The 16,844-nt window shown below is 71.4% G+C and carries 13 protein-coding genes and 1 pseudogene; 3 read left to right on the top strand and 11 right to left on the bottom strand.

Annotation, left to right across the window (positions count from 1 at the left end):
* Positions 1-22: 22 nt before the first annotated feature.
* On the bottom strand, positions 23-1,219 hold the full coding sequence (locus tag NP777_RS00765; RefSeq protein ID WP_256648007.1) for a Gfo/Idh/MocA family protein: 1,197 nt from the start codon (positions 1,217-1,219) through the stop codon (positions 23-25).
* A 110-nt stretch (positions 1,220-1,329) separates the two neighbouring features.
* Positions 1,330-2,187, bottom strand: a complete 858-nt coding sequence (locus NP777_RS00760) for a sugar phosphate isomerase/epimerase family protein (RefSeq protein ID WP_256648006.1) — start codon at positions 2,185-2,187, stop codon at positions 1,330-1,332.
* A 212-nt stretch (positions 2,188-2,399) separates the two neighbouring features.
* Here NP777_RS00760 and NP777_RS00755 point away from each other — a divergent pair, with 212 nt between their 5' ends.
* Positions 2,400-3,431 (top strand): LacI family DNA-binding transcriptional regulator, encoded by a 1,032-nt coding sequence (locus tag NP777_RS00755; protein WP_256648610.1) that lies wholly within the window; start codon positions 2,400-2,402, stop codon positions 3,429-3,431.
* A 130-nt stretch (positions 3,432-3,561) separates the two neighbouring features.
* On the opposite strand, the gene NP777_RS00750 is transcribed toward NP777_RS00755, so the two are convergent.
* Positions 3,562-4,110, bottom strand: coding sequence for a DapH/DapD/GlmU-related protein (locus NP777_RS00750; protein WP_256648005.1), 549 nt, complete (start codon positions 4,108-4,110; stop codon positions 3,562-3,564).
* Between the two features lie 176 nt (positions 4,111-4,286).
* Here NP777_RS00750 and NP777_RS00745 point away from each other — a divergent pair, with 176 nt between their 5' ends.
* Positions 4,287-5,225, top strand: coding sequence for a LysR family transcriptional regulator (locus NP777_RS00745; protein ID WP_256648004.1), 939 nt, complete (start codon positions 4,287-4,289; stop codon positions 5,223-5,225).
* 104 nt (positions 5,226-5,329) lie between these two features.
* Here NP777_RS00745 and NP777_RS00740 read toward each other — a convergent pair whose 3' ends face one another.
* From NP777_RS00740 to NP777_RS00715, 6 genes are all read right to left on the bottom strand, one after another.
* Positions 5,330-6,334, bottom strand: a complete 1,005-nt coding sequence (locus NP777_RS00740) for a hypothetical protein (RefSeq protein ID WP_256648003.1) — start codon at positions 6,332-6,334, stop codon at positions 5,330-5,332.
* Positions 6,335-6,402: 68 nt separating this feature from the next.
* Positions 6,403-7,689 carry a TRAP transporter large permease subunit gene (locus NP777_RS00735; RefSeq protein WP_256648002.1) on the bottom strand — a complete coding sequence of 429 codons (1,287 nt, stop codon included), beginning with the start codon at positions 7,687-7,689 and terminating at the stop codon, positions 6,403-6,405.
* Positions 7,677-8,282 (bottom strand): hypothetical protein, encoded by a 606-nt coding sequence (locus NP777_RS00730; RefSeq protein WP_256648001.1) that lies wholly within the window; start codon positions 8,280-8,282, stop codon positions 7,677-7,679. The genes NP777_RS00735 and NP777_RS00730 overlap by 13 nt, the downstream gene beginning before the upstream one ends.
* Positions 8,279-10,411, bottom strand: coding sequence for a hydantoinase/oxoprolinase family protein (locus tag NP777_RS00725; RefSeq protein WP_256648000.1), 2,133 nt, complete (start codon positions 10,409-10,411; stop codon positions 8,279-8,281). The genes NP777_RS00730 and NP777_RS00725 overlap by 4 nt, the downstream gene beginning before the upstream one ends.
* Positions 10,412-10,464: 53 nt before the next feature.
* Positions 10,465-12,063, bottom strand: coding sequence for an FAD-dependent oxidoreductase (locus NP777_RS00720; RefSeq protein WP_256647999.1), 1,599 nt, complete (start codon positions 12,061-12,063; stop codon positions 10,465-10,467).
* 64 nt (positions 12,064-12,127) lie between these two features.
* A complete protein-coding gene (locus NP777_RS00715) occupies positions 12,128-13,234 on the bottom strand; it encodes a LacI family DNA-binding transcriptional regulator (RefSeq protein ID WP_256647998.1) in 1,107 nt (368 codons plus the stop codon).
* A gap of 176 nt (positions 13,235-13,410) precedes the next feature.
* On the opposite strand from NP777_RS00715, the gene NP777_RS00710 reads away from it, so the two are divergent.
* Positions 13,411-13,806, top strand: a complete 396-nt coding sequence (locus NP777_RS00710; RefSeq protein ID WP_256647997.1) for a GNAT family N-acetyltransferase — start codon at positions 13,411-13,413, stop codon at positions 13,804-13,806.
* Between the two features lie 85 nt (positions 13,807-13,891).
* On the opposite strand, the gene NP777_RS00705 is transcribed toward NP777_RS00710, so the two are convergent.
* Positions 13,892-15,367 carry a hypothetical protein gene (locus NP777_RS00705; RefSeq protein WP_256648609.1) on the bottom strand — a complete coding sequence of 492 codons (1,476 nt, stop codon included), beginning with the start codon at positions 15,365-15,367 and terminating at the stop codon, positions 13,892-13,894.
* A gap of 33 nt (positions 15,368-15,400) precedes the next feature.
* A pseudogene (locus tag NP777_RS00700) lies at positions 15,401-16,818 on the bottom strand (alpha-glucuronidase family glycosyl hydrolase); the annotation flags it as partial.
* Positions 16,819-16,844 lie beyond the last annotated feature (26 nt).

Genomic DNA, 16,844 nt, shown 5'->3' with positions numbered 1-16,844 from the left:
GGTGCAACTCCTTACGGGTGTTTCAGACGGCGGGCGGAACGTCGACGGCGGTGCCGCCCCGACGCGAGGACTCGACGACGGCCTGGATGATCTCCATCGTCCGCAGGGCGTCCGCGAACGTGGCGCAGGACGGCAGCGGTTCGGCCACCCCCGCGACCTGGTCGAGGAAGGACCGGGCCTGGTAGGTGAACATCTCGGCGTTGCCGCCGCCCACGCCCGGCGCCTCCATCGGGTAACCACCCTTGAAGTAGGGCAGGTTCGGGCCGGCGATGATCTGGCGGGCGCCGCTCGGGCGGGCGTCGGGCTGTGCGCCGTCGAAGAGGTACTCGGCCGGGCGGTGCTGGTCGAACGCGGCCCGGCCACCCACGCCCAGGACGTCGAAGGAAAGCCCGTTGGGCAGGCCGAAGGCGGTGCGCGAGACCGAGAAGGTGCCGACCAGACCGGACTCGAAGCGGGCCGTGAAGGACGCGGTGTCCTCGTTCTCGACCGCGCCGAACTCGTCCGAGACCGGCGCGGCGTCATGTCCGACGACCGCGCCCAGCGGCAGGGGCCGCTCGGGGATCTGCGTCGACAGCGAGGCACCGGACACCGCGGTGATGGGGCCCGCGATGTACTCGGCGGTGTCGATCACATGCGCACCGACGTCCCCGAGCGCGCCCGAGCCGGGCCCGCCCTTGAACCGCCAGCTCAGCGGCCCCTTCGGGTCGGTCGCGTAGTCGCACCAGTACCGGCCGCCGAACAGCGTCAGATCGCCCAGCTCATCGCGCAGGACATGATCGCGGATCGCGGCGATGGCGGGGGAGCGGCGGAAGGTGTACCCGACGGCGGTCACCACATCGGCGCGGCGCTCCAACTCGGCCATCGCACGGGCGTCCTCGACCGTTCCCGCCAGCGGCTTCTCGCACAGCACATGCTTGCCCGCCGCGACCAGCGCCTCGGCGATCGGGCGGTGCAGATCGTTTCCCACGACGATGCTGACGGCGTCGATCGTCGGGTCCTCGGCAACGGCCTCCCAGTTCGGCAGCGCCTTCTCAAAGCCGTAGCGGCGGGCGGCGTCCTCGCCGAGCGCGATGTTGGCGTCGGCTATCGCCGCCAGCCGGACCGGCGGCAGACCCGCGTCGAAGACGGTGTTGACGTTGTGGTAGCCGGCGGCGTGGGCTCGGCCGGCCATCCCGGCTCCGATCACCGCGACGGAGAGGGGCTGGGCGGACGTGGTCATGGCGAATGCCTTTCGAAACGAGGGAAAGAGAACGGGAACCGGAGGTCGACGACAGCCATGGCCACCTCCTGCCGGTTGATACGGGCGTGGGGCGACGGGGGCGCGGCCGGTCAGGAATGGGCGCCCAGATATTCGTCGATCTTCTTCCGCATGAAGGCGGAGGACTCCCTGGCCCGTTCCTCCCAGGCGAAGACGCAGGCGGTGAGGGTGCCGGCGAAGCCGTGTGCCCGCAGTTCGCGGAAGAGCTCGTCGAAGTCCACCTCGCCCTGGCCGATGTCGAGGTGCTGATGGATCCGGGCCGGGGTGCCCGGCGGGTTGAGGATGTAGCGGTTGCCCGAGGACGCGGTGTGGTCGAAGGCGTCCGCGAGGTGGACATGGGTGAGGAGGTCGCCCGCGTACTCGATGATGCCGGGCGCGTCGGCGCCGATGTGGAAGGTGTGCGGGGCGCAGTAGAGGAAGCCGACGTGGGAGTGGTTGATGCCGCGGATCAGGTTGATCGCGTCGTAGCCGTTCTCGATGAAGTCGTCCGGGTGGGGTTCCAGCGCGAGCTTGATGCCCTCGCGCTCGAACACCGGGAGCAGTTCCTCCATCGAGCGCCAGAACTGCGCCTCGCTGCGGTCCGGGTCCTCGGGGCGGCCGTTGAACTCCGAGATCATGCTGTCCACTCCGAGGTCCGCACAGATCTGGATCGAGCGCTTCCAGTACCGGACGGCGGCCTGCCGTGCGTCCTCGTCCGGGCCGGACCAGCGGAACAGGGGCAGCAGGGACGAGACGCCCACTCCGGCCGTGTCCAGCGCCTTGCGGAACTTCCTCACGGTGGCGTCGTCGACACGGGGGTGGCGGAAGAAGGGGATGAAGTCCTCCCGGGGGGAGAGTTCGATCCACTCATAGCCCAACTCGGCCACCACCGACGGCAGTTCGAGGAGCGGAACGTCGCGGATCATAAACGGGTCGAGGGCGATCCTCATGGGGAATCCCTTCGGGTCGGGGGAACATGGCGCGCCCGAGCCGCTGGAGCAGCCCCGAGGGCCGGGGTGGCCGCGGCGGAGACGGCCGATCGACGCAGCCTTTGTAGGAACGACAGGACAATTTAAAGCGCTTTAAGTCCTGGTACTATCGGCCGTGTCGCACGAGGGTGTCAAGGGTGTTGCACCAGGAGATTCGCGCCGGGGAGGCACAGGTGGAGGACGGTGGTTCCGGGCGTCACCAGAGCGGCGCGCCCAAGCGCCCCAGGCTGGAGGACGTGGCCGCGCGGGTGGGCCTGTCCACGGCATCGGTCTCCCTGGTGCTGCGGGGTGTGCCAGGCCCGAGCGAACGGACCCGGCAGCGCGTCCTGAAGGCGGCCGCCGACCTCGGCTACCAGGCGGACCGCACCGCCAGCACACTGGCCAGCAGACGCAGCCGCCTGCTCGGCGTCATGATCGACATCCGCAGCCCCTTTCACGCCGAACTGGTGGAGCACCTGCACACCGCGGCCGAGGAGGTCGGCTACGACCTGGTCCTGAGCACCCTCACCCGCACCCGCGACGAACGGACCGCGGTGGACACCCTGCTGGCCTTCCGCAGCGAGGCGCTGATCCTGCTCGGCCCCACCGCGCCCGCGGACGCGCTCGCCGTGCTCGACAACAAGGCCCCCGTGATCGTCGTCGGCCGCCGGATCGCGGACACCGCCCTGGACGTGGTACGCACCGCTGACGACGACGGCGTGCGTCAGACCATCGATCACCTGGCCGGACTCGGTCATCGCGAGATCGTCTACGTGGACGGCGGGAAGGGTGTCATCGCCACCGACCGGCGCCGTGGCTACCGCACCGCCATGCGCCGCCACGGCCTCGGCGACCACATCCGGGTGCTCGCCGGAGACCACACCGAAGCGGCCGGCGAACGCGCCGCCCGCCACCTCCTCGACGGCGGCCGACTGCCCACCGCGGTGGTCGCGTACAACGACCAGTGCGCCATCGGCGTCCTGGCCGCCCTCGCGCGTGCCGGAGTCGCCGTCCCGGGCGAGGTGTCCGTGGCCGGCTACGACGACGACACGCTCTCCCGGCTGAGCTGCTTCAACCTGACCACCGTCAGCCAGAGCGCCCGGGAACAGGCCCGGCACGCGGTGACCGCCGCCGTGGAACGCCTCGACCAGGACCGCGCCGAGCCCCGCGAGGTCGTCCTCACCCCGCGCCTCGTCGTGCGCGGCACCACGGCCGGGCACGGATAGGGGAACATCGCGCTCGACGCGGTCGTCCGCCGCTGTCGCTCGGCCCCTCCGGCGGCGGGCGGCACTCCACCCCGGCGGTCACCGGCTCATGGAGGGCCCGGGAACGCACCAGGGCCGCCGGCCCCTGGGCTCAGTCGTTCCAGTGTTTGCGGGCGAACGCGGCCGATCCGGTCACCAGGGTGTTGGGCGGAACGTCCTTCGTGACGACGGCTCCGGCGCCGACCACGGCACCGCGTCCGATCGTGACACCGGGAAGAACCGTCACTGTCGCGCCGAGCCATGCGCCGGCTTCGATCGTGATCGGTGCCCGGGTGATGAATTCGCTCCGCTCGGCGGCCGGGAGAGGGTGGTCGGAAGAGATGAGATTGGTCTTCGGACCGATCAGGACGCCGTCGCCCAGATGGATGCCGCCCTGGTCCAAGAAGGTGCAGCCCTGGTTGACGAAGACGTGCTCGCCGAAGTCGATGCCGAACCCGTGGTCGGTGTAGAAGGGCGGATAGACGGTGACGGAGTCGGGGACGGGCTTGCCGACGATCTCCGACAGCAGGGCCGCGCGGGCGGCCTTGTCGTCGAAGGGCAGGACGTTGAGCCGTGACGTGAGCGTGGTCACGTGCTCGATCCGCTCGGCCACCCGGGCGAACTCGGCGGTGCGGACGTAGAGACGGTCTTCATCGGGCATGAGGATTCCTCACGATGGTGGTGTGCGGACCGTAGCCGTCGGATGGCATCCGTCGGCTACGACAGTCGATCAACCAGAGGTTGGCCAGAGCCATCAAAGCGATCCCAGTACGCCCGGATCAAACAACGATCACGGCAGTCAGGATCAACACTTGGTTGTCCGCATAGGATGAGTGCATGGACGTCATGGCCGTGCGCACCTTCGTCGCCGTCGCGGACGCTGGACAGTTCCAGGAGGCCGCCGCCGGTCTGTCGATCACGCCGCAGGCCGTGTCCAAGCGCGTCGCCGCGCTGGAGAAGGAGCTCGGTGTCCAGCTCTTCACCCGTGACGCCCGTGGAGCGCGGCTCACCATCGACGGACAGGCGTTCCTGCCCCATGCCCGGACCTTCCTCCACTCCGCCGAGTGCGCCGTCGCGTCCGTGCGGCCGGGCCATCGGGCGCTGCGCGTCGACGTGATCGGCCGCCAGCTCTCCCTGGCGGGGCTGCTGCGCGGCTTCCATCGCGCCCACCCCGAGATCGAGCTGGACGTCGTGACGCTGTTCGACTCCGATACGGCCGTCGCCGCCGTCCGGGACGGGACCATCGACGCGACGTTCCGCGCCGTGACCAAGCCAGGCCGGGCGTTGCCCCGTGGGGTGGCGGCCACTTCCGTCTTCGACGAACCACTGCACCTGTTCACCGGACCACGACACGAGTTCGCGAACGCCCCCGCGCTCGCTCCCGCCCAACTCGCCGGACGACGGATCTGGATGCCCGGCAACCTGCCCGGCACCGAGTGGGCCGCCTACTACGAGGAACTCGCCGCCACCTTCGGCATCATCATCGACTCGGTCGGCCCGGACTTCGGCATCGAGGCCCTGCTCGACACCATCGCCGGCTCCACGACACTGGCCACCTTCATCAGCGAACAGACCCCCCTGGTGTGGCCGGCCGGCCACGATCTGCGCCGTATCCCCCTCGAAGACCCCACCCCGCTCTACCCCCACTCGCTGATCTGGCGCACCCGCAACCCGCACCCCTCCCTGGCCACCCTGCGCCGCCATCTCACCGCCGCGTACCCCGGCCGCCCCGACAGCGGCACCTGGGTACCGGAATGGACACGGCCCAACCACTGACGGCCGAGGAGGGGCCGGAAGGCCATCCGGCCGGATCGCCGTCGAGGCTGTGCGCTGTCCGGCGAACCGGGCGGGACAGCGCACAGACGTGACGTGGGCTGCGACTACCCTCGTGCCACCGCGATCGAGCCCTGGAGCCGTTCCCCCGCCTCGAAGATCATGTACGGCACTCCATGGTCGGTGCCGAACGACGGCGCCGCCGACCTGCCGTTCTCCGGCGGCCCGGAGCGGGAGTTGTAGAAGACGCCCAGATGGCGACGGCGCGAGAAGTCCGCGCCCACCTCGGTGATCATGAGGTCCCCGCCGCTCTCCTTGTCCTTGTTGTAGACCACGTACGCGGAACCGTTGCGGGTGAGCAGATGGGGACCGCCGACGTTCACCGCGCCGACGTCCGAGTGGCGCACCAGCGGGGTCTGGTCGAAGGTCCAGTTCCGGCCGTCGGCGGACCAGCCCCAGCAGATGTCACGGTGGTTGGTGGTGTTGTTGAGCATGAACAGCATCACATAGTGGGCTCCGCGCGACGGCAGGTCGTGCCGGAAGACCCTGGCGTACGAGGTCTCGGTGGTGCCCGACGGCATCATCGAGGTGGACAGGACGACCTTGTCGTACGTGAAGTGGACGCCGTCCTTGGAGCGGGCGAGCCGTGTCGTGGTGTTCTCGCCGTGGAAGTACAGCCAGAACTCCTTGACGTCCTCCTTCCACAGCACATGCGGCGAGGAGACATGGCTGACCGAGTAGTGCGGGCTCCACTTGTTCGACACGATCGGGTTCGCCGGATACTCCGTGAACGGGCCCTCCAGCGAGTTCCCGTAGGCGAGGCAGATGCCGCCGGGCGCGTCGTGCGGTGCGTAGTAGAGGTAGTAACGGCCGAGCGGCGACGCCAACTTGTCGTAGACACCGCGCACGGTCGGGAAGATGATCTCGCCCGTCGGGTTGTACTTCAGCTGTGACGGCGTCAGCAGCGTCCGTACGTAGGTGTAGTCGGGGAAGCCCCCGGGCGCGGCCGACGCTACTTGCGTCGACAGGCCGCCGAGGGTGAGCGCGGCGCCGGTGACGGCGGTCGCGCGCAGAAACATACGACGATCCGGGCCGGACTGCGGCTCTTGCATGATCGGCTCCTGAGAGGTCGGTTGCTGTTCGGGAGATCGCTGTTCCGGAGGTTGGTGCTGGAAGGAGGTCACAGATAGGTCGTGGCGGTGACACACAGGCCCCCGAGCGCCACGGCCCACACATACGGCAGCGTCCGCACCATCACCTGTTGCGGTGAGACGCCCGCGTACTGGGCGGCCCACACGGTCTGGGTGCTGGTCGGGTCGGCGACGCCGAAGACCTGGTTGTACGAGGTGGCCATGCCGAGGACGGCGGTGGCCGGGTAGATGCCGGTGGCGATGAGGACGCCCGCGATACCGGCGCCGAGGCCGAAGACATTGAGCGGGCCGCGGTACAGGCACAGCGGCACCAGCAGCGTGAAGACCAGCACGAACAGCACCGCGTTCTGCGGGCTGACGGCCTTGACGAGCGGTTCGAGGGCGTCGACCGCGCCGGGCAGCTTCACCGCGGCGAGCAGGATGCCGATCGCCACGAACAGCGTGATCGGGGGCGCCGCCACCTCGAAACCGCCGTACAGGGTGCGCAGCAGCCGCCGGTTCATCTCGCGTGGCCGTGTCGTCGTCACCAGCGCGTACAGCACCCCCGCCAGCAGCGAGGGAATGATGGCCAGTTCGAAGCCGAGGGCCAGGACCAGCGGTACCACCGGCGTCAGCAGCGCGTACCACGGGGCGTCGCCGAGCGACTGCCGTCGGCCGTGCGCCGTCGGCCCGCCCTGGAGCGACTTGAGCGACCAGGTGTGCTCCACGCCGCGCCGCCGCGACTCCACCAGGACGTACGCGACGGCCGCCACCAGCGCGAACGGGAACAGCTTCACCATGAAGCCGCGCACGGTGTCCACGGGCAGTTCCAGCGCCGTGGAGAAGAACTGCCACACCGGCAGCTCGAACGGGACACCCACCGCGATGCCCATGAGGATCGTGCCGGCGGCCGTCACCTTCGGGATGCCCACCGCGATCATGGCCGGGATCCCGATGAGCCCGGCGAGCATCGCCGCGGGCGCGGACCCCGTCACCGTGCCCACGAGGGCCGACACCGCGAGGACGCCGAGCGCCACGAACACCGGCCGGTCACCGCCGAATTCCACGATCTTGCGGACCAGGGTGGCCGCGATGCCGGTCTCCTCCAGGAGCTTGCCGAGCCACGAACCGAGCAGGATCGCGATCATCGTGGCCGCCAGCGCGGGCGCGCCCTCCTGGAGCACCGTGTCGAGCACGCTGTTCTTTCCGGTCAGCGGCGCGCCCGCGGTGAACGCGATCGCCACGGCGAGCAGCACCAGCGCGAACGCGGTGGGCAGCCTGCGGGTGAGCATGGCGGCGACGCCCGCCGCCATGAGGAGCAGAATCACGACACCCATCGATCCGTCTCGCTTTCGGGCACCTCTGGTTTTTTGGACATTGCGGCGGCCAGCGCCTCGGTGAGCAGCAGGGGGCTGCGGCCGAGGCCGCAGGCGGCGCGGGCGTAGGCATGCGCGGCGAGTTCGTCGGCGCCCGCGACATGCGCGTACAGACGGCGCGGCCCGAGCCGCAGCGCGGTGTGGCCGAGCGCCCGCTTGAACTCGGCCCGGACACGCGGGTGATGGAGCCAGGCATGCGCCCGCTCATGGGCGAGGGCCGCGGCCAGCACCGACCCCGCGGGAAACCAGTTCCGCCAGCCGAGCTCGGCGACGAGCCGTTCGGCGCGGTCGACCGTGTCGACGTACACCTCGACCACCGGCGGCCGCGACCGGTACCGGGCCAGCAGCCCGGCGGCGAGTCCGCCGTCCCGCTCGATCACCCGGACCGGCACCGGATCGGGGGTCATACGGCGACCGAACTCCTCGGCCGCCCCGGCCCATCGGCGCAGGACCAGCGGGTCGCGGCCCTCGTGTGTGGGCGTCCCGGCCAGCAGCCGCACGGCGAGGTCCAGATCGTGGTCGCGGCCGAGGTCCGGGCCGTGGTCGCCACTCATGCCCGGGACTCCACGACCGCGACCACCGGCTCGTCGGCCGCGCGCGTACGCAACTCGCTGCGGGCCAGCGCCAGCAGCGCCTCCGGTTCGAGCACCCCGGACAGATCCGCGATCCGGCCGCCCACCAGCAGGCGCACCGCGGGCGCCCGCACCCCGCCGTCGCCGTACGAGGTGGCCTCCCGCACCAGCGAGGCGAGCACCTCACCGGCCGCGCCCACGGTCGTCGTCCGCACCCGCGCGTCGGACACCCCGAGCCGCACCACCCCGTCCGCGTCCACGACCCGCACCGGCCGCCGTCCCGCCCGCAGCCGGCGCCGCACCTCCGTGCCGTACACCGTGTACGCGTCCGTGCCGGCCAGGATGCTCACCCGCGTCTCCTGCGCCTTGAGGCTGGTGGCGGCCGCGCGCAGCCGTTCGGCGTCATCGGCGCGGTGCGCCCGGTCCCGTGTGCGCAGTTCGGTCGCGCCGGTGGCGACGGCCCGTACGGTGCTGGTCTGCGGGTCGACCGTCACCTCGACCTCCACCCCGTCCGCCGCGGCGCCCTGCGCGACGACCGCCCGCTCGGCCTCGGCGCGCACGGCGAGGATGTGCTCCTGGGTGGCGCCGGGGATGATCCGCTCGACCTGCTCGCGGACCAGCGCGAGCGCCACCCCGATCGGGCTGATGACCTCATGGTGACGGGCGACGCGCCCTTCCAGACCGGCGGCCCGCGCCAGGTGCGGGGTCACGGCCGCCGCACCGCCGCCCCCGCCCACCAGGACGGCGGTCTCCCGGCCGAGCCGGTAGTCGCGGACCATCGTGTCCACGACCGCCCGCACCGAAGCGGTCCCCGCGTCCAGCACGGCCCGCGCCGCGCCCGCCACATCCAGGCCGAGCACGGCGGCGAGCGGGGCGAGCGCCGCCCGCGCCACCTCCGGGTCGCAGCGCGCGAAGTCACCCTCGGGGACCCGGCCGAGCGCGTTCGCCGCACAGGTCATCGTCACGGCGAACCGGCCGCCCGCCGCGTCCAGGACCACATGGTCGCCGGGGTCGCCGTCCATCGGACGCACCGTGGTGACCTTCGCGTCCCGCAGTTCGCCGGGCGAGGCGAAACAGGCGTAGGGAAGCCCCGCGATATGCGCGCTGCGCGGCCCGACGCCCGTGACCTTCCCGCCGGAGACCCGCACCATGGATCCGCCACCGACACCGACGGTGCGCACATCCAGGGCGTTGAGGTACGACGCCCTGCCGAGGATCGTCGCATGGCGCACCGCCACCTTGCCGCGCCGCACCACACTGATGTCCGTCGAGGTGCCACCCGTCTCCAGGAACACCCCCTCGCTGATCCGCTCCCGCATCAGCGCCCCCGCCACTCCCGCCGCCGGCCCCGACAGGACCGTCAGCAGCGGGCGCCGCCGCATCTCGTCCAGTGACATGACACCGCCGTCGCACCGCATCACCATCAGCGGCGCCGTGACCCCGGCCTTGGTGATGGCGGAGTCGACGAGATCGGCCGTGGCCAGCATGCGCGGCAGGATCGCCGCGTTCACCACGGCGGTACGGGTCCGCTTGTGCAGCCCGTACAGCGACGTGATCTCGTGCGCCGCCGCCACCGGCAGCCCCGTGGACCGCGCCACGTCGAGCACGGCCCGCTCCCCTTCGGGCCGGTCCACCCCGAACGGCTCGGTGGCGACGACGACTTCGGCGCCCTCCTGCCGCACGCGGGTCACGGCCGCCCGCACCGCGTCGCCGTCGAACGGGTCCGCCACATGCGCGTACACCAGCGGAAGCCGCTTGCCCGGGGCGACCTCCAGCTTCCCGAACGCGGCGAGGCGCCGGGTGAACACGGCGCCCGCCCCCGTGCCGATCCCGATGAGCCCGACCTTCGCCACGTCCCCTTCCAGCAGCGCGTTGGTGGCCTGGGTCGTGCCGTGCGCCAGGAACGTGACGTCGGCCGGGGCGCGCCCGGCCTGTTCGAGGAGACGGCCGAGCGCCTGGACGATGCCGTGGGCGACGCCGTCCTCATGGCGGTGGCTGGTGGGCACTTTCACCTGGCCCACCAGTTCGAGCGTCGTGGCATCGACGGCCACGGCGTCCGTGAACGTGCCGCCCACGTCGATACCGACGCGGACGCGACGGTCAGGGGACATGTCAGGCACCTCCTTGTGCGTTGACGTGCGTACGTTGTCGAAGGGGGAGGCGGTCAGTAGCCGCGGACGTCGGGCCAGCTCCGTTGCACACCCGCCCGGTCCAGCACCCGCGCGAACTCCTCGAACCGCTTGCCGTCCGCCTGCACCTGATGCGGTTCCACGCCCTCGGCCAGGCAGTGCGCGGCGAGCGCGCCCGCGACCTCGCCGACGTTCCACTCCACGGGGTGCAGGCGGTAGCAGCCGTTGGTGATGTGCGTGGTGCCGATGTTCTTGGCGGCGGGCAGCAGGTTCCGCACCCGGCGCGGGACCATCGCGCCCAGCGGGATCTCGAACGGCACCGAGCCGATGTCGATGTAGGTGTCGCCGCCGGTCGAGGGGTGCAGATCGATGCGGTAGCCCCCGACGCCGACCGAGTCCCGGTAGTGCTTGGTGCCGTACGGCCCCACGACGTCGATGGCGACGTCCTGCTCGACGACGGTCGTCACCGCCTTGATACGCCGCGACTCGCGCACATAGGCCGCCTTGGCGAGGCCGTCCGCCGTGCCCGTCACATCGGGCCGGATGCGCAACCCCGGGAACCCGGTGCCGCCGTCCGGGCGCGGTGCCTCGGTCTGCAGCCAGTACAGGACCGACAGCGACAACTGCCGTGCCTCGCCCAGCGCTTCGGCCTCCTGGCCGATGAAGGGCTTCAGCCAGTAGTCGTTCAGGGGCCAGTTGACCAGGGTGAGGTCCGAGTCGAAGGCCCCGGGCCGGTGCAGCTTGCGGGCCAGGATCCGGCGGAAGCCCCACAGCTCCTTGTCCCCGGCGTCCGCGCTCTGGTCCGCGCTGACAGCCAGCGGATCCAGCTCGGGGTTGGGCACGAAGGTGCGCGGGACGGACTCCAGGGTGCGCGGGTCGGGGGCCTCGAACCCGAGCAGCGGCCCCGGCCAGAATTCGGGGCGGTAGGCGCGCCAGAAGTCATAGCTCTCGGGCCGGTCGATCGTGTGGTCCTCGCCCTCGTGGTGGGAGAGCGCGAAACACACCGTGATGCCCTGCTGGTTGCCGGGCTGGGCCTGGGCGGGGGCGTGCGGCTCCCCGAACTCGGCGTGCGACTCGGCCCCGCAAGCGTGCTCCACTCCGGCCGGCTCGAGCAGCTCACCGGTCTCGGTGGCGTCGATGACGTAGGTGGCGGAGACGGTGCGCAGGGTGCCGGTGCGCAGGTCCCGTACCGTGACGGCCGTGATGGCATCGTTGTCGTGCTCGGCGGAGACGGCCCGGTGCTCGGTCAGGACGGTCAGCAGCCCGGAGGCCCGGTGGGGCGCGAGCATCGCCTCCAGGACGGCGAGCGCGACGCGCGGCTCGTGGCACAGTTTGCTGACGCGCCCGGCGCCCGGGTTGAGCTCGGTGAGCCCGAGTGCCTCGCCCCGCAGCGGATACCACTGCCGGTAGTAGGCCCGGATGCCCTCGCGCAGGGCCCGATACGTCGCCGTCGTGCCGAACCGCTCCACCCATGGGTGCTCGTCCGGCGGCACGGCCTGCGCCGTCAACTGCCCGCCGATCCAGTCGGTCTCCTCGGTCATCACCACGCGCCGGCCCGCTCGGCAGGCGGCGAGCGCGGCGGCGACGCCACCGAGGCCGCCACCGACGATCAGGATGTCTGGCTGGGGTATCACCGTGCTCCTCGTGTTCGTGACTGAACTTCGTTCCGCCGAAACGGAGTTGCTCCGGAGTCGGCCGCTACGGGGGTGGGACGGGCGGGCCCGCCGTCTCGCCCGCACGGAACTCGCAGGCCACCAACGGCTCGTGTGCCTCCTCGCCGGACACGAGCGCGGCGAGCAGCCGGACGGCCGCGGCGCCGAGCCGGTGCCGGGGGATGTCGAACCCCATCGGCACGGGCCGGGCGGCGAGGTCGGCGGGCGGGCTCCCGAGCAGCCCCAGCGAGACATCGCCCGGGCAGCTGAGCCCGGCCTCCCGGACGGCGGCGTTCAGCGCCCGCCACGCCGCCCCCGTGTCGGTCTCCTCGGCCACGAACGCGGTCACCCCGTCCGCGACCAGGGCCCGCACCCGCGGCGCGGTCAGCTCACGCGCCGGATCGGCGCAGCGCAGCACCGCGCCGGGGCCGCCCGCGATGCCCGCCGCCGCCAGGCCGTCCAGGAAGCCCTGCTGGCGGTCCGTGGACGGGGGCGCGTCGTCGTCCTCCCGTACGAGCACGATCCGCCGGTGCCCCAACTCGGCCAGATGGCCGACGACTTCACGGCTGGCGCTGACATAGTCGGCACCGACCCAGGCCAGCCCCTCCAGCTCCTCGCGGCGGCCCAGATGCACCACCGGAAACCCGTCGGCGACGAGCCGCTTCAGTTCGGCCAGCGGTACGTGCCGGCCGAGGAAGAGGCACCCGTCGGCCAGCCGGACCCGGCTCAGCGCGTCCGGTCCGGTGGCGCCCGCGCCACCGGTGCTCGAACCCGTGAACAGCACCAGGTCGTAGCCCCGGGCGGCCGCCTCCTGCTCCACGCCCACCAGGAACGGGTAGTACGAGTGCTGGACGTCGGTCGGGAAGGTGGCGGTGAAGCTGAAGACGCCCAGCAGGTTGTTGCTGGCCGCCGCCAGCCGCCGGGCCGCCGGGTCCGGTACGTAGCCGAGGCTGCGCGCCGCGTCGAGGACGCGCTGCCGCGTCTCCTCGGAGATCGCGGCGGCTCTGCCGTCGCCGCGCGCCGACAGGACCAGCGACACCGTCGCCTGGGACACTCCGGCGAGCCCGGCCACCTCGGCCTGCCGCGGCCGTGACGTACGGCCCGCGGGCGCCGGATTCCGTCCCGGTTTCGCCCGCTTCTTCGGCTGATCCACCCCTGACGTCCCCTCGCTCACCGATTCATTAATGCGCATTAGTAATGCGCATTAATGAACTCTGGCGTGAGCCTCACCCACCGTCAAGAGCCAGGACGGAACCATTCCCACGGGGCGCGCACCGCGCCTGAATCGCCCGGAACCCCTGCGCCCGCGCGGGTGGCTACGATCGGGCCATGACGATCACGTATGAGTGGCGAGGCGATGTCGACAGTGCGGCCATTGAAGCCTTGCACGCCGAGGGTTTCGACCGTCCCGTTCTGAACGTCGACTGGCTCACGCAACTGCGCCGGCACAGTCTGGGCTGGGTCTGCGCACGCGAGGGAGACCGCCTCGTCGGATTTGTCAACGTCGCTTGGGACGGCGGCGTCCATGCCTTCATCCTCGACACCGTCGTGGCCCGCGGGGACCGGGGGAGAGGTATCGGCACGGCGCTCGTCGCGGCGGCGGTGGAAGGCGCCCGCGCCGCTGATTGCGAATGGTTGCACGTTGACTTCGACGACGAACTGGAGTCCTTCTACTTCGACTCCTGCGGGTTCAAGCAGACGAAGGCGGGACTGATCGCTCTGTGAAACCAGCGGCTCCCACGAGGTCGGTCCTCCAACACTCGCCGGGGGCCCGTCGGCGAGCCGACGGGCCCCCGGCGAGCGGTCGCGGCTAGAGCCGCTCCTGGCCGTCGGCCAGTACCACGCAGGCGCTGAGATGCCAGGTCTCGTCCTCCTTCGAGGACAGCTCCAGATCCACCTCGCGTCCGGAGGATCCGCCGTCCAGCGGGATCCGGAGCCAGGTGAACTCCCGGCCGTCGAGCCGCTCGCTCCGGGCCCTCTCGACCCCGTCCACCCGGACGATCAGCGACCTGTTGAAGGTGTTGGGGTCGCCGGTGAGCAGATGCGCGGTGCAGCGTCCGGCCGGCAGCCTCAGCCGCAGCACGGCCGGGGCGCTGTCGCGTACGTAGTCCCGGCGGACGACATCGAACAGTCCGGTGTCCGTGGCGTCGGGCGTGTCGCCGACCCAGCCGAACCCGGCGCCCTCGTGCCAGCCACTGGCCGGTGACAGCCGGGTGTAGTCCTTCAGCACCGGCGCCGAGGCGGGCCCGGCGTCCAGCGCGTGGACGCACCGCGCGGCGGGTGGCACGACGACGGTCTTGGCCAGGCTGCGCAGCGAGGAGTCGAGCACCGGCACCGCGCCCGACCTCGGGCGCGCGTGCAGGGTGGCGAGCGCCGGTGCCGGCGGTGGCACCACGGTCATCCTCACCGTCTCGCCCTCCCGCGAGGCCACGTAGGCGGTCGCCTCCTCGGACCGCCAGCCCTCGGGGACAGCCAGCGTGGTCACCGTGCGCAGCCCGGCGCCCGTGGCGTTGACCACCTGCACCGGAAGTTCGTTGCGCTCCCCGCCCAGCAGCGCCGTGTCGGCCGGGGCGACGATCGCCTGGAGCCAGTCGCGGCGCTCGTCGCGGATCCGGCTCAGGTCGAACCAGTAGGCGACCAGGGTGTCCCGCCACTTGGCGGCCTCGGTGAGCTGCTCCCCGAACTGGCGGCGCACCTCGGCGAACCGCCGGTGGTCGACCCGGCGGCGCAGCCCCTCCCAGGCCGTGCGCATCTCCGCCACCCGCTCCGCGCCGGAGAAGTGGGTGTCGTAGATGTGCTGGATCACGGTCCTTCCGCTGTCCAGCCGGTGGGTGTACGGGACATGGTGGAGGAAGAGGAGCAGTTCCTCGGGGCAGTCCTCCAGCGACTCGTAGGCGTCCCGTGTCCTCGGCGCGTACAGCTCGGTGTAGCCGTCGCCGGTGGCGGCGGTGCGGTCGTAGCCGATGCCCGCGCGGTCCGACTTGTGGAACTGGGTGGTCGTCGTCGGGCTCGGGTCGAAGTGCCCGGTCACCGAGCCGTCCGGCGGATGGGTGAGGTATCCCGTGCCCAGCGGCGAGGTGTAGTCCTCGTAGGTGTGCCAGGAGTCCAGGAGCAGGGCGGAGACGGTCTTGACGACGTGGGGGTCGTTGCCGAAGGTCATCCGGGTCCACTCGGTGGCCAGGTCCGACGCGGACAGGTCCGGGTTCCAGGAGAGCCGTCCGTAGCCGTGGGTGTTGGCGGCGGCCAGGTGTGAGCCGGTCCAGTTCCTGGCATCGCCGAAGTTCATCACCCCCGCGAACCCGGAGTGCGCGTAGGAGTGCACCCGGCCGGTCACGACACGGGCCACGGTGCTGCCCTCGCCCGCCTTGAGCGTGTCGAAGTCCAGGACCTCCTTCCACTGCGGCACCAGATAGCACAGATGGGTGGCGTGCCCGGTGTACTCCTGCGTCACCTGGAGCTCGATCATCGAGTTGGTGCTCGGCAGCGAGCCGAAGAGGGGGTGGGCGGGCTCGCGGACCTGGAAGTCGATCGGCCCGTTCTTGATCTGCACAACGGCGTTGTCCGCGAACTTCCCGTCCAGCGGTGTGAAGTCCAGGTACGCCTGCCGGTCCCACTTCGCGTCGGTGTCGTGTACGAAGGCCCGCCACATCACGACCCCGCCGTACGGTCTCAGCGCGCCCGCCAGCAGATTGGCCCCGTCGGCGTGGGTGCGGCCGTAGTCCAACGGCCCCGGGCGGCCCTCGGAGTTGGCCTTCACCAGGAAGCCGCCGAAATCCTCGATCCTGCCGTAGATCTCCTCGGCCTTCCTCGTCCACCATGCGCGCACCCCCGGGTCGAAGGGGTCGGCGGTGTCCAGCCCGCCCAGGTCGATGGGGGCGGCGAAGTTCGCCGTGACGTACAGCGCCACGCCGTACCGGCGCAGCACACCGGCCAGCGCGGCCAGCTTGGTCAGGAACGGCTCGGCGAGGTAGTCCGCCGGCGTGTTGACATTGTTGATCACGGCGCCGTTGATGCCGAGCGAGGCCAGGACACGTGCGTAGTCCGTATACCGGTCGTCGAGTCGCGGCAGCTTCTCCCAGTCGAAGAAGGACCGGCCCGCATAGCCGCGCTCGATCGAACCGTCGTCGTTGTCCCAGTGGTCGGCCATGCGCAGCCGGGCGGCCGGACGCTCCGTGAGGTCGACGTGGTCCAGCGGCCGCCGGGTCTGTACGAGCCGCAGCAGGTGGAACGCTCCGTAGAGCACACCCCGGTCCGCGTGGGCCGCCACCACGGTGAAGTCCCTGCCGCGCCGGGTGACCTGGCGGACGACATAGCCCTCCTCGCCCAGTTCGGCCAGGTCGGCCGCGGGGACGAGCCCCCGGACCAGGGCGGAACTCGCCGGGGTGCCCACCACGAGCGCCGCGTGCGCGGGGCGTTGGTACGTGGCCTCACCCGGGTACCGAGCAGCCCGCCGAGCCCACGGACCAACTCGTCCACCGCCGACCGCTGCAGCGGGCCGCCGCCCTGCCAGACCAACGTCCCCACGGCGTCCCGGTACCGCTTGAGCTGACCGGAGTCCTCCACCTGCCGGTACCGTAGCCACAGGTCGTACCCGTCCTCGGCGGGCAGCGCGGCCGCCGGCGCTTCGGCGCCGGACACCGGCTGTGCCGACGCCGGAGCGGAGAGACCGAGCGAACCGGCCGCGCTTCCCAGGGCGGCCGCGGACAGAACGCTGCGGCGCCGTATTCCTGAGCTCATATGTCCCGCTTCCGTTGATGGATGAA

This window comes from Streptomyces rugosispiralis (assembly GCF_024505145.1).
Taxonomy (GTDB): domain Bacteria; phylum Actinomycetota; class Actinomycetes; order Streptomycetales; family Streptomycetaceae; genus Streptomyces; species Streptomyces rugosispiralis.
The sequence above is the reverse complement of the archived record's forward strand: the minus strand, read 5'-3'. Positions and strand labels throughout refer to the sequence as shown.

Bases quoted from the DNA above. Each gene is read 5' to 3' on its own strand.
- NP777_RS00765 (WP_256648007.1), bottom strand. From the start codon at position 1,219: ATGACCACGTCCGCCCAGCCCCTCTCCGTCGCGGTGATCGGAGCCGGG.
- NP777_RS00740 (WP_256648003.1), bottom strand. From the start codon at position 6,334: ATGCAAGAGCCGCAGTCCGGCCCGGATCGTCGTATGTTTCTGCGCGCG.
- NP777_RS00750 (WP_256648005.1), bottom strand. From the start codon at position 4,110: ATGCCCGATGAAGACCGTCTCTACGTCCGCACCGCCGAGTTCGCCCGG.
- NP777_RS00725 (WP_256648000.1), bottom strand. From the start codon at position 10,411: ATGTCCCCTGACCGTCGCGTCCGCGTCGGTATCGACGTGGGCGGCACG.
- NP777_RS00710 (WP_256647997.1), top strand. From the start codon at position 13,411: ATGACGATCACGTATGAGTGGCGAGGCGATGTCGACAGTGCGGCCATT.
- NP777_RS00760 (WP_256648006.1), bottom strand. From the start codon at position 2,187: ATGAGGATCGCCCTCGACCCGTTTATGATCCGCGACGTTCCGCTCCTC.
- NP777_RS00735 (WP_256648002.1), bottom strand. From the start codon at position 7,689: ATGGGTGTCGTGATTCTGCTCCTCATGGCGGCGGGCGTCGCCGCCATG.
- NP777_RS00730 (WP_256648001.1), bottom strand. From the start codon at position 8,282: ATGAGTGGCGACCACGGCCCGGACCTCGGCCGCGACCACGATCTGGAC.
- NP777_RS00745 (WP_256648004.1), top strand. From the start codon at position 4,287: ATGGACGTCATGGCCGTGCGCACCTTCGTCGCCGTCGCGGACGCTGGA.
- NP777_RS00705 (WP_256648609.1), bottom strand. From the start codon at position 15,367: ATGAACTTCGGCGATGCCAGGAACTGGACCGGCTCACACCTGGCCGCC.